Annotated in this window: 8 protein-coding genes, 1 tRNA gene and 2 rRNA genes; 4 read left to right on the top strand and 7 right to left on the bottom strand. The window is 49.5% G+C overall.

The window, feature by feature from the left end:
- The first annotated feature begins 7 nt into the window (after nucleotides 1–7).
- From rrf (ACH0VJ_RS11930) to rrf (ACH0VJ_RS11920), 3 genes are all read left to right on the top strand, one after another.
- Nucleotides 8–123, top strand: a 5S ribosomal RNA gene (rrf, locus tag ACH0VJ_RS11930).
- Nucleotides 124–137: 14 nt separating this feature from the next.
- A tRNA-Thr gene (locus tag ACH0VJ_RS11925) sits at nucleotides 138–213 on the top strand.
- A gap of 39 nt (nucleotides 214–252) precedes the next feature.
- Nucleotides 253–368, top strand: a 5S ribosomal RNA gene (gene rrf, locus ACH0VJ_RS11920).
- A 996-nt stretch (nucleotides 369–1,364) separates the two neighbouring features.
- Here the strand turns inward: rrf (ACH0VJ_RS11920) and ACH0VJ_RS11915 are convergent.
- The 3 genes from ACH0VJ_RS11915 to ACH0VJ_RS11905 form a co-directional block, all read right to left on the bottom strand.
- Nucleotides 1,365–1,586 carry a membrane protein gene (locus ACH0VJ_RS11915; protein WP_000825645.1) on the bottom strand — a complete coding sequence of 74 codons (222 nt, stop codon included), beginning with the start codon at nucleotides 1,584–1,586 and terminating at the stop codon, nucleotides 1,365–1,367.
- A gap of 237 nt (nucleotides 1,587–1,823) precedes the next feature.
- Nucleotides 1,824–4,937, bottom strand: coding sequence for an efflux RND transporter permease subunit (locus ACH0VJ_RS11910; protein WP_001273277.1), 3,114 nt, complete (start codon nucleotides 4,935–4,937; stop codon nucleotides 1,824–1,826).
- 11 nt (nucleotides 4,938–4,948) lie between these two features.
- Nucleotides 4,949–6,106 carry an efflux RND transporter periplasmic adaptor subunit gene (locus tag ACH0VJ_RS11905; RefSeq protein ID WP_000160388.1) on the bottom strand — a complete coding sequence of 386 codons (1,158 nt, stop codon included), beginning with the start codon at nucleotides 6,104–6,106 and terminating at the stop codon, nucleotides 4,949–4,951.
- Between the two features lie 413 nt (nucleotides 6,107–6,519).
- Here ACH0VJ_RS11905 and envR point away from each other — a divergent pair, with 413 nt between their 5' ends.
- Nucleotides 6,520–7,182, top strand: a complete 663-nt coding sequence (gene envR / locus ACH0VJ_RS11900; RefSeq protein WP_001085725.1) for an acrEF/envCD operon transcriptional regulator — start codon at nucleotides 6,520–6,522, stop codon at nucleotides 7,180–7,182.
- A gap of 2 nt (nucleotides 7,183–7,184) precedes the next feature.
- Here envR and ACH0VJ_RS11895 read toward each other — a convergent pair whose 3' ends face one another.
- The 4 genes from ACH0VJ_RS11895 to fis all read right to left on the bottom strand — a co-directional run bounded on the left by ACH0VJ_RS11895 (nucleotide 7,185) and on the right by fis (nucleotide 10,948).
- Nucleotides 7,185–9,284, bottom strand: coding sequence for a bifunctional diguanylate cyclase/phosphodiesterase (locus tag ACH0VJ_RS11895; protein ID WP_001145334.1), 2,100 nt, complete (start codon nucleotides 9,282–9,284; stop codon nucleotides 7,185–7,187).
- Between the two features lie 150 nt (nucleotides 9,285–9,434).
- Nucleotides 9,435–9,599: a DUF2556 family protein gene (locus tag ACH0VJ_RS11890; protein WP_000620015.1), complete on the bottom strand. Its 165-nt coding sequence runs from the start codon at nucleotides 9,597–9,599 to the stop codon at nucleotides 9,435–9,437.
- An 82-nt stretch (nucleotides 9,600–9,681) separates the two neighbouring features.
- Nucleotides 9,682–10,566, bottom strand: a complete 885-nt coding sequence (yhdJ, locus tag ACH0VJ_RS11885; RefSeq protein WP_000642611.1) for an adenine-specific DNA-methyltransferase — start codon at nucleotides 10,564–10,566, stop codon at nucleotides 9,682–9,684.
- An 85-nt stretch (nucleotides 10,567–10,651) separates the two neighbouring features.
- The gene (gene fis, locus ACH0VJ_RS11880; protein WP_000462905.1) at nucleotides 10,652–10,948 is read right to left on the bottom strand and encodes a DNA-binding transcriptional regulator Fis; all 297 of its coding nucleotides are present in this window, start codon (nucleotides 10,946–10,948) and stop codon (nucleotides 10,652–10,654) included.
- Nucleotides 10,949–10,952 lie beyond the last annotated feature (4 nt).

The raw sequence follows: 10,952 nt of genomic DNA, 5'->3' as shown, positions 1-10,952 counted from the left end.
GAATTTGCCTGGCGGCACTAGCGCGGTGGTCCCACCTGACCCCATGCCGAACTCAGAAGTGAAACGCCGTAGCGCCGATGGTAGTGTGGGGTCTCCCCATGCGAGAGTAGGGAACTGCCAGGCATCAGATTTAGTGTGCTGATATGGCTCAGTTGGTAGAGCGCACCCTTGGTAAGGGTGAGGTCCCCAGTTCGACTCTGGGTATCAGCACCACTTAATACGGTTAAAGTTCGGCATTTGAAAAAGAATTTGTCTGGCGGCAGTAGCGCGGTGGTCCCACCTGACCCCATGCCGAACTCAGAAGTGAAACGCCGTAGCGCCGATGGTAGTGTGGGGTCTCCCCATGCGAGAGTAGGGAACTGCCAGACATCAAATAAAACAAAAGGCTCAGTCGAAAGACTGGGCCTTTTGTTTTATCTGTTGTTTGTCGGTGAGCACTCTCCTGAGGAGGACAAATCCGCCGGGAGCGGATTTGAACGTTGCGCAGCAACGGCCCGGAGGGTGGCGGGCAGGACGCCCGCCATAAACTGCCAGACATCAAATAAAGCAAAAGGCCCAATCGAAAGATTGGGCCTTTTTGCATTTATCTCTCTATGGAAAAAGTTATCGGTTAATGGCGCCGACGCGTTTTATATTTGGTTTATACCCTTCATACTTCAAGTCGCTTATGTGTTGGCTACGGATTACTCGGCCCATTCATGGGCCTCGCCCTGACGGGCCGTCGCACGCGACGTTCAAATCTGCTCCCGGCAGATTTGTCGCTCACCCCAGTCACATAGTTATCTATGCTCCTGGGGACTCACTCCCTTGCCGCCTTTAAGCAACTCGAATTATTTTGGGTATATAACATCTTCGTAGAGTGGATAAAAACCGTTTTAGTCAACGTGATTTCCCGCCATATATCCGCCTGAACCATAGAATGTGAACCGTGCTGAAGTGGATGTACAAACGGCTTTTACTTACGCCTCTAATAAGCAATAGAGATATTCGCTGAGGACTAAGAATCTGGCCCATTAGGCTATTTTATTTGCCAGTTTGGCCCTGGGACAGTGCTCAAAATCCTCATGTATTACGTGTATGCTCCGGTTTTTATCCAGACTGTCTGCGATAATTACGCCTAATGACCACGCTCTAAGTCTTACTGTATAAAGCGTGTTTGTAATGCGGCTTACGATGCTATCAAGCTACAATTTTGTCTGCATCGGACAAGGAATAGAATAAATACCATCGGGATGGGCGAGTAAGAAAAGAGAGCGTTTTATCGTGTTAACTTTCGGGGGACAGGCTGAACAGATTACGTCGCTGAGTATCCTTACGACCTTTATATTATTACTGAAAGCGCGGCATTGCCGCGCCTGCATGTATCATTTAGAAAGCGCAATGATACCCATCGTCAACCCTGCTACCGCCGCAGCGCCGCCAGCGATAGCGCCTGCTGTCTCCCAGTTATCCTGCGTTGTACCTTTCATACATGTATTGGTATGAACCAGCCGCCCTTGATCGTCATAAACCGGTACGCAGGGAGAATCATGTGCACAACCTGCCAATAAGGTGGTAAGCAATGCAACTGGAATTAGTCTTTTCATGGTGTTACCTCATTAATCAGCGTTTCGCGAAGTACAGCAACGTAAATGCTGGCTCTAACCGCTGCGAAAACGAGAGTTATTTTACCACCACAGAAAAAATGGCCGACATGAGGAATCATCTCAATTCATGTGAATTGTAAAAACTATGGAGAATGCAAAAGTAAGCGGAGAGGGGGGGATAGCGGAGATAAAGACGTACCGTTTAAAAAGGCGTCCGAAGACGCCTCTGTTTACCGGTTAATCATGATGGCGATTAAATCGGCGTTTTACAACAACGAAGAATACTGGCACGAAGAAGATAGCTAATAAGGTTGCGGTTAACATTCCCCCCATAACCCCTGTGCCTACTGCGTTCTGTGCCCCACTACCTGCGCCACGACTGATAACTAACGGCATTACCCCGAGAATAAAGGCCAGCGAGGTCATTAGAATAGGACGTAAACGCATACGGGATGCTTCCAGCGTCGCTTCAATCAATCCACGTCCTTCTTTTTCCATGAGATCTTTGGCGAACTCGACAATCAGGATGGCGTTTTTAGCAGAAAGGCCAATAGTGGTTAACAAGCCAACCTGGAAGTAAACGTCATTGTTCAGACCGCGCAATGACGCTGCAAGCAGAGCGCCAACCACGCCAAGCGGTACGACCAGCATTACCGAGAACGGAATTGACCAGCTTTCATACAGAGCGGCAAGGCAGAGGAAAACGACAATGAGTGAGATTGCGTACAGCGCCGGCGCCTGGTTACCTGACAACCGTTCCTGATACGACATACCTGTCCAGTCATAGCCAATACCGTTTGGCAGCTGTGAAGCCAGGTTTTCCATTAACGACATGGCTTCACCGGTACTTCGTCCGGGCGCTGCTTCACCGAGCAGTTCCATTGACGGCATCCCGTTATAGCGTTCCAGGCGTGGCGAACCATAAATCCACCGTGCTGAGCTAAAGGTAGAGAAGGGCACCATCTCGCCATTAGCGCTGCGAACATAAAGATTGTTGATATCTCCCGGCAGCATACGGAACTGAGCGTCAGCCTGAACGTATACTTTTTTCACTCGTCCGCGATCGATAAAGTCGTTAACGTAATAGCCGCCCAACGCCGCGGAGATGGTTTCGTTGATATCAGACAGCGAAACGCCGAGCGCCTGCGCTTTTTCTTGATCGACATCCAGCTTGAACTGTGGCGTGTCTTCCAGCCCGTTCGGGCGTACGCGCACTAATAGATCAGGATGCTTCGCGACCATACCCAGGAGTTGATTACGCGCTTTTGTTAACGCATCGTGACCGAGTCCTCCCTGATCAATCAGTTCGAAGTCGAAACCTGTTGCGGTACCTAACTCGACAATTGCCGGCATGTTGAAGGGGAACACCAACCCGTCGCGAATCTGGCTAAAGGCGCGTGTCGCTCTGGCGATAACGGCTTCGACGCTATTTTCTTCACCGTTACGCTCTTCCCAGGGTTTAAGGCTGACAAATGCCATCCCTGAGTTTTGTCCCTGACCGCTAAAGCTAAAGCCGTTTACGGTAAACACGCTTTCGACGTTCGCTTTTTCATTATTCAGGTAGTAATGAGTGACTTGATCCAGCACTTTCTGCGTACGTTCTTGCGTAGCGCCAGAGGGGAGCTGAATCATGGTCAGGAATACCCCCTGATCTTCTTCCGGCAGGAAGGATGTCGGGAGGCGTAAAAACAGAACCGCCATTCCGACTACAATAAGTAGATAGATAATGAGATAGCGACCCGTATTACGCACGATGCCGCTTACGCTGTTAGTATAGTGGTTAACGCTGTGGTCAAACCTGGTATTGAACCAGCCAAAGAAGCCGCTTTTTTTCTCGTGATGTTCAGCAGATACGGGTTTAAGCAGCGTAGCGCACAGCGCTGGCGTCAGAATCAACGCAACCAGAACGGATAGCGCCATTGCTGAAACAATAGTAATAGAGAACTGGCGATAAATTGCCCCGGTCGAGCCGCCAAAAAAGGCCATCGGGATAAATACCGCAGACAGTACCATCGCGATACCAACCAGCGCTCCCTGAATCTGCGACATGGATTTTTCCGTCGCCTCTCGGGGAGGAAGGTTATCCTCCATCATTACACGTTCAACGTTTTCTACGACCACTATCGCATCGTCAACCAACAGCCCTATCGCCAGTACCATGCCGAACATCGTCAGGGTATTGATGGAATAGCCAAAGGCGGCGAGTACCGCAAAAGTGCCTAGCAACACGACAGGAACAGCGATGGTAGGAATCAGGGTTGCCCGGATATTCTGTAAGAACAGATACATTACCAGGAACACCAGAATAATCGCTTCAAACAGCGTTTTTACCACTTCGTGGATAGATATTTTTACGAAGGGCGTTGTGTCATAAGGATAAACCACCTTCATTCCCTGGGGGAAGAAAGGCTGCAGCTCCGCCAGTTTCGCTTTGATTGCGGTTGCGGTATCCAGCGCGTTAGCGCCGGTCGCCAGTTTAATACCGAGACCGGAGGCCGGTTTACCGTTAATGCGCGCTACAACGTTATAGTTTTCACCGCCAAGCTCAATACGCGCGACATCTTTGAGATGGACGACAGAGCCGTCGGTATTGACGCGCAACGTAACTTTGCCGAACTCTTCCGGATCTTTCAGACGCGTTTGGGCGATGATTGAGGCGTTAAGCTGCTGGCCCGGTAATGCTGGCGTACCGCCCAGTTGGCCTGCCGCAATCTGGTCGTTCTGTACTTTTAACTGGTTGATGACGTCAACTGGCGTGAGCTGGTATTTATTTAGCAGATTCGCATCCAGCCAGATACGCATGGCGTACTGTGCGCCAAAGAGCTGAACGTCGCCCACACCATTCAGACGGCTGATAGAATCCTTAATGTTAGAGGCGACATAGTCAGAGATGTCGTCCTGGGTAGTGTTCGGATTATCCGAGACGAACCCGGCGACCATCAAAAAGCTGCTGCTGGACTTTTCAACGCTAATCCCCTGCTGCTGGACTTCTTGCGGCAGTAAAGGCGTGGCGAGCTGCAATTTATTTTGCACCTGAACCTGCGCGATATCCGGATCGGTTCCGGACTGGAAGGTCAGGGTGATGGTCACGCTACCAGCAGAGTCGCTGGTAGAGGACATATACATCAGGTTATCGATACCGTTCATATTTTGTTCGATAACCTGAGTAACCGTATCCTGTACCGTCTGCGCATCCGCGCCAGGATAGGTTGCAGAAATAGAAACCGCTGGCGGCGCAATGGTTGGATACTGCGCAACGGGAAGTTGCATTATTGCCAGTGCGCCAGCCATCATCAGGATAATGGCCAGAACCCAGGCGAAAATAGGACGTCTAATAAAAAAGTTTGCCATGTACGGTTACCTTATTGCGCCGTTTTCGCTGCAGGAGCATCGGTAGTGGCTTTCACCTGGACGCCCGGTCGCGCTTTTTGTAAGCCGCTGACGATGACCTTATCGCCCGGTTTTAACCCTTCGCTGATGAGCCATTTATCGCCAATAGCCTGCGCCGCCACGACATTGCGGGCTTCGACCTGGCTTTTATCGTTAACCACCATCACCATTGCGTCGCCGCGCGGCGTGCGGGTTACGCCCTGCTGGGGGACAAGGATGGCATTGGGCTGGACGCCTTCATCAATGCGGGCGCGAACAAACATACCGGGAAGCAGACTGTGTTGCGGGTTAGGGAAAACCGCCCTGAGCGTGATAGAGCCGGTGCTTTCATCTACGGTAACGTCGGAAAATTGCAGCGTGCCTTTAATCGGGTAGACCTGACCATTTTCCATTACCAGTTGAACCGTGCTACTGGCGCTGTCTTTATGCAGGTTACCTTGTTCGACGGATTGCTTGAGTCGCATAAAGTCGTTGCTTGATTGCGTCACGTCGACATAAATCGGGTCGAGTTGTTGCACGGTAGCCAGTTCAGTTGACTGACCATTAGTCACCAGCGCGCCTTCAGTCACATTAGATTTTCCTATACGCCCGCTGATGGGTGAGGTGACTTTGGTATACGCAAGGTTAATACGCGCGCTTTCAACAGCGGCTTTTGCCGCCACAACGGCGGCATCGGCCTGGCGGGCGTCGGCAATCGCCTGATCATATTCCTGTTGGCTGATATATTTTGTGCCGACCAGTGGAACATAGCGTTTGACCGTCAGGTGCGCGATAGCCGCAGCCGCTTCGCTTTTAGCAAGTTCGCCTTTAGCGCTGTCATAATCAGCCTGATAAGTGGCAGGATCGATCTGATAGAGCGACTGCCCGGCCTCTACATCGCTACCTTCGGTGAAGTTTCTTTTAAGCACGATCCCGCTCACCTGGGGGCGAACCTCCGCAATGCGAAATGCGGACGTACGTCCGGGAAGTTCGGTCGTTACGGCTAGCGGCGCTGTTTCGACCACATGGACGGTGACTTGCGGCTCGCCGACATGAGCCTGGGTATCTCCCTGGTCATTACAACCGGCCAGCAGCGCAGCAGAGAATATGATGAATGAGGGCAGGAGTGAAAACCTGGCATGTTTCGTCATTACTGTTCCTTAAAAAACCGAAAGCTCGTTATTCACCGGATAACGGTAAGGCGTTAACGCGCGAAAAATAGAATAGCAGTGGGGTATCCTACAAATTATTAGCTTGTGATGTAAGCAATACTTATTTTGGGATGGGGTTCACGGCACATAAAAGCAAAAAAAAAGAACTATTCCCTGTCGTTTCATAATGTCCCGATTAGTAAAATCATGATGTTGAATAACATAAATAGAAATATATATTTTATATGAATGTGTTTTATTAATTTATTTGTTTTTATTATTGATTTGGCGATATTGTGCGAAATAAAAATAGCTGTCTCTCGTCTGACTAAAAAGGACATGATAAAGTTGTTTTTTGTGCTGAGTATTTTATCAGCGTATTTATCGTTTTTATGGTCCAGGATATCTTAATTATGGCGAAGAAAACGAAGGCGGATGCGCTTAAAACGCGGCAACATTTGATTGAAACCGCTATTGCGCAGTTCGCTTTGCGCGGCGTTGCCAACACGACGTTGAATGATATCGCTGATGCCGCTGATGTCACGCGGGGCGCCATCTACTGGCACTTTGAGAATAAAACGCAGTTGTTTAATGAGGTTTGGTTACAGCAACCACCTTTACGCGAACTTATTCAGGATAGGCTTACGGGATGCTGGAATGATAATCCTTTACAGGATCTACGAGAGAAATTTATTGCAGCCTTACAATATATTGCGGCAGTGCCTCGTCAGCAGGCATTAATGCAGATTTTATATCATAAATGTGAATTCCATAATGGTATGATATCGGAACAGGCCATTCGGGAGAAGATGGGTTTCCATCATCAGTCGCTGCTTGAAGTATTACAGCGATGTATGGATAAAAAACTGATCTCAGGCAGTCTTGATCTGGATGTCATATTAATTATTCTGCATGGTAGTTTTAGCGGAATAGTAAAAAACTGGTTAATGAATCCCACAAGTTATGATCTTTATAAGCAGGCGCCTGCATTAGTCGATAATGTATTAAAAATGCTAAGCCCGGATGGCAGTGTGAGGCAATTAATGCCAAATGAACAACAGGCGGAAGAAGCCTGAGATTATTTTGAGTTGATATTATATATTGACCTTGTGAATATATTGGCAGGATCCCGAATATCGCGAGCAATTTCCTCTGCCGTACGCGGCTTGCCAAGCAGGAACCCCTGAAGCGTATGGCATCCTAACTGGGTCAAAAATTGTTGCTGCGTTTCATTTTCTACCCCTTCTGCCACAATTTGCAGATTTAACGCTTTCGCCAGCGCGACAATAGCCGCAACAATGGTCGCGCCGTCGCCTGCCTCGCTGAGTTCATGTACGAAAGCGCGATCAATTTTTAGTTCGCACGCCGGAAGACGTTTCAGATAGAGAAGGCTGGAATAACCGGTGCCAAAGTCGTCAATAGAGGCCTTAACCCCCATTTCCGTTAATCTGGTGAGTATAGCGACGCTTTGCTCTGGCTTGTTCATCGCCGTGGTTTCGGTGATTTCCAGAATCAATAAATCGGGACGGATACTGTGTCGGGCCAGGCTCCGCGTAATGGTGTCCACAAGCCCGGGCTGCTCAAATTGTAAGGCGGACAGATTTACCGCCACTGACCATAAGGCGTATCCCTGTAAGTGCCACTCGCGGAGCTGTCGACACGCCTCGTCTATCACCCAGCTACCGATAGTGACGATAAGACCCGTTTTTTCCGCCAGCGGTAAAAACTGGTCAGGATTCAGTACGCCTTGTTTTGGATGATACCAGCGCAACAGGGCCTCAAATCCTACAATGGGGCCGGCAGGGGCCTGAAATTTAGGCTGGTACACCAGCCTGAGCTCTTGTCTTTCCAGCGCCAGCCACAGGTCATTCATTAGCTGAAGTTGGGTTTGCGCCAGCATATTCATTGATGGCTGAAAGAAATGGTATCCGTTACGCCCCGTATGTTTCGTGTAGTACATTGCGGCATCGGCGTTGAACATCAGTTCCCGTTCGTTTTTTCCGTCCAGCGGATAGAGCGCTATTCCCACGCTAAGGGTGACGACCAGTTCATACGGATCTATCGTAAAGGGCGCATCTATCGAATGTACCAGCGCGCTGGCAAGGGAAGCCGCTTCGTCAGGCGCGCTGACTTCTGCAAGCAGCACAAATTCGTCGCCGCCAATCCGCGCCAGGGTAAACTGACCGCTCAGCGGTTGGTTCAGACGATGCGTGACCGCCACCAGTAGCTTATCGCCAATATCATGACCATAGGCGTCATTAACGGTTTTAAAGCCATCCAGATCCATAAACAGTAGCGCGAAAGACGTGTTTTCCCGATTCGCTTTGCTGATGGCCTGTTCCAGACGATCCTCAAGGAGTACCCGGTTTGGTAAACGGGTGAGCGTATCATGCAGCGCCAGCTGCGCCAGTTCCTGGTTCGCCTGCGCCAGCGAAGAGGCAAGTAGTGCGGTACGGGCCTGAAGCCGGGCGTCAAATAAAGAAACCAGCAGAGTAATGCCCAAGATAGTCAGCGCGACCACGCTGACAAGAACAGCCAGCCAGTTGCTATCGACGCCACGATGCTCCATCGGCCAGTTTTGGGGAAAGTGTGCGGCCTTCATGCCGGCGTAATGCATGCCGGCGATAGCTATCCCCATTAATACCGCGGCGCCTGCTCGCCTCAGGGCGACATCTGTTCCCTCATGACGCAGGCGGAACGTGAGCCACAGCGCGCCGCAGGACGCCAGTAGCGCGATAATGATAGAGAGGGCAACCCACGCGCTATTCCAGACGATAATGGAAGCAAATTGCAGCGCCGCCATCCCGGTATAATGCATTGCGCTGATGCCCAGTCCCATCACCAGCGCGCCCGGTAGTAAACGGCGCAGGCGCAGTTTTTCAGCGCTAACCAGCCATAGCGCAAACAGGGAGGAGCCGATCGCGATCAGCATGGAGAGGCCGGTGAGGAACGGATCGAAGCGCATGTTCATCGCGTGATCCATCGCCAGCATCCCGACAAAATGCATCGCCCAAATACCGACGCCCAGCGCGAAGCCGCCGCCCATTAGCCATATTCTGGCGTTTGATCGGGCGCTTCCGGCTACGCGTCCGGCCATATTTAATGCGGTATAGGACGCAAAAATAGCGACAGCAAATGAAACCGCCACAAGGATGTGGTTGTACTCACTAACCGGCATGTATCATTAGCTCATTGGTTATGCAGGAAAAGAACAGGACGAGACAGTATCACCCCTTCTTTTATCCTCAACGTGTTTTAATTCCCTGTTTTTATAAGGGATAAAAGAAATCCGGGTGATAAATAATCATAGGTTAAATCGCCCGGTTCGCTACTCCAGATCGGTACAATTGATCAATTTGAGAGGGTTAACCGAATCCATGTTTCGGCACTTATCCTGTTCAGTTGCCATCAATTCGATCCATTGCATCAAAAGCGCATCAAAAAGAAAAACGGAGACGGCAAAAACAACCAGCCACCAATACTTACGTATCATCGTCAAATCCTGTGTATTCATGCCCATGCGTGCTGGGAATATACATGAAATTTTGACGCTGAAAAGCGGACTTACAATGCTTTTACTTCTCTGAAGATAGCGCGTTTATCCCGACATTTCGCTGCTTTTTGGACAAGTTTTGTGTTTTTCTCTTTTTGACTTTTGCAAGTTCATTTTCTGAATAATGCGAAGTGACGCTCAATCTTCTGAGCCCCATTTTTACGTACTCATTATTGAGTTCAATACCGATAAACTTACGACCTGACGCCGCTGCGACAGCGCCTGTGGTGAAACTGCCCGCGAAAGGGTCCAATACGGTATCGCTCGGGTTAGAAGAGGCCAGTATGATCCGTTTTAACAGCGCGCTGGGCTTTTGCGTAGGATGGTTTTCATATTCATCCATCAGATAACGTACGCGAGGAAATGACCAGACGTTGCCCGGCACTTTTTTCTGATTGTATGGTTGGGGCGGGTTTTTTCGATAATCGATTAGCGCGCGCTTAGCGCCCGTCGTGGTTTCGACCAGAATCGCGTCACGGTTAAAGGTATAGCTTTTCGGGTTTTTTACCATCATCAGGATCGGTTCATACATAGAACCAAAGTATTTTTTCGCCTGCACCCCGGAACTATCATAGGACCAGACGATACGGCTTTTGATGGTAAAAAGCGTTCGGCATTTGAGATCGATATACGGCATATTTTCTGTGCTATTCATGATGTACATGGTGCCGTGTTTCTTCAGTACGCGGTGGCACTCATCAATGCATTCATACAGCCAGGCCAGAAAAGACGCTTCGTCCCAGGATTCCACCATACCGTCGAAATCTTTTCCGATATTGTAAGGCGGATCGGCAAAAATTAAGTCAATGCTTTCAGAAGGCAGTTTTTTAAGTTCTGTTAGCGCGTCACCGTGAATAATCTTCTTCGATTCATCGCCAAAGTACTGAGGTTCACATTCCGCTTTCATGACCAAATTCCATGTGATGCGTATAAAAAAGGCGCTTCCCCATGCCGAGTAGCGCCTTTTTAAACAAGCAGTTAGCTAATCGAAATTAGTTCATGCCGTATTTTTTTAATTTTTTACGCAGCGTACCACGGTTGATGCCCATCATCAGAGCAGCACGGGTCTGGTTACCACGGGTGTATTGCATCACCATGTCCAACAGGGGCTGTTCTACTTCAGCCAGTACCAGCTCATACAGGTCATTAACGTCCTGACCATTCAGTTGAGCAAAATAGTTCTTCAGTGCCTGTTTAACCGAGTCACGCAGGGGTTTTTGGGTTACCTGATCCTGAGAGTTAACGGTAGAAACGGTCAGTACGTCAGAATTTACGCGTTGTTCGAACATAGTT

The sequence above is a fragment of the Salmonella sp. 2020_1459 genome (assembly GCF_043847915.1).
In the GTDB taxonomy this organism is placed as follows: domain Bacteria; phylum Pseudomonadota; class Gammaproteobacteria; order Enterobacterales; family Enterobacteriaceae; genus Salmonella; species Salmonella enterica.
This window is presented reverse-complemented; position numbering and strand designations above follow the sequence as displayed.

Excerpts from the sequence above, each read along its gene's own strand:
- ACH0VJ_RS11905 (WP_000160388.1), bottom strand. The coding sequence starts at position 6,106 with ATGACGAAACATGCCAGGTTTTCACTCCTGCCCTCATTCATCATATTC.
- fis (WP_000462905.1), bottom strand. The coding sequence starts at position 10,948 with ATGTTCGAACAACGCGTAAATTCTGACGTACTGACCGTTTCTACCGTT.
- ACH0VJ_RS11890 (WP_000620015.1), bottom strand. The coding sequence starts at position 9,599 with ATGATACGTAAGTATTGGTGGCTGGTTGTTTTTGCCGTCTCCGTTTTT.
- envR (WP_001085725.1), top strand. The coding sequence starts at position 6,520 with ATGGCGAAGAAAACGAAGGCGGATGCGCTTAAAACGCGGCAACATTTG.
- yhdJ (WP_000642611.1), bottom strand. The coding sequence starts at position 10,566 with ATGAAAGCGGAATGTGAACCTCAGTACTTTGGCGATGAATCGAAGAAG.
- ACH0VJ_RS11915 (WP_000825645.1), bottom strand. The coding sequence starts at position 1,586 with ATGAAAAGACTAATTCCAGTTGCATTGCTTACCACCTTATTGGCAGGT.
- ACH0VJ_RS11895 (WP_001145334.1), bottom strand. The coding sequence starts at position 9,284 with ATGCCGGTTAGTGAGTACAACCACATCCTTGTGGCGGTTTCATTTGCT.
- ACH0VJ_RS11910 (WP_001273277.1), bottom strand. The coding sequence starts at position 4,937 with ATGGCAAACTTTTTTATTAGACGTCCTATTTTCGCCTGGGTTCTGGCC.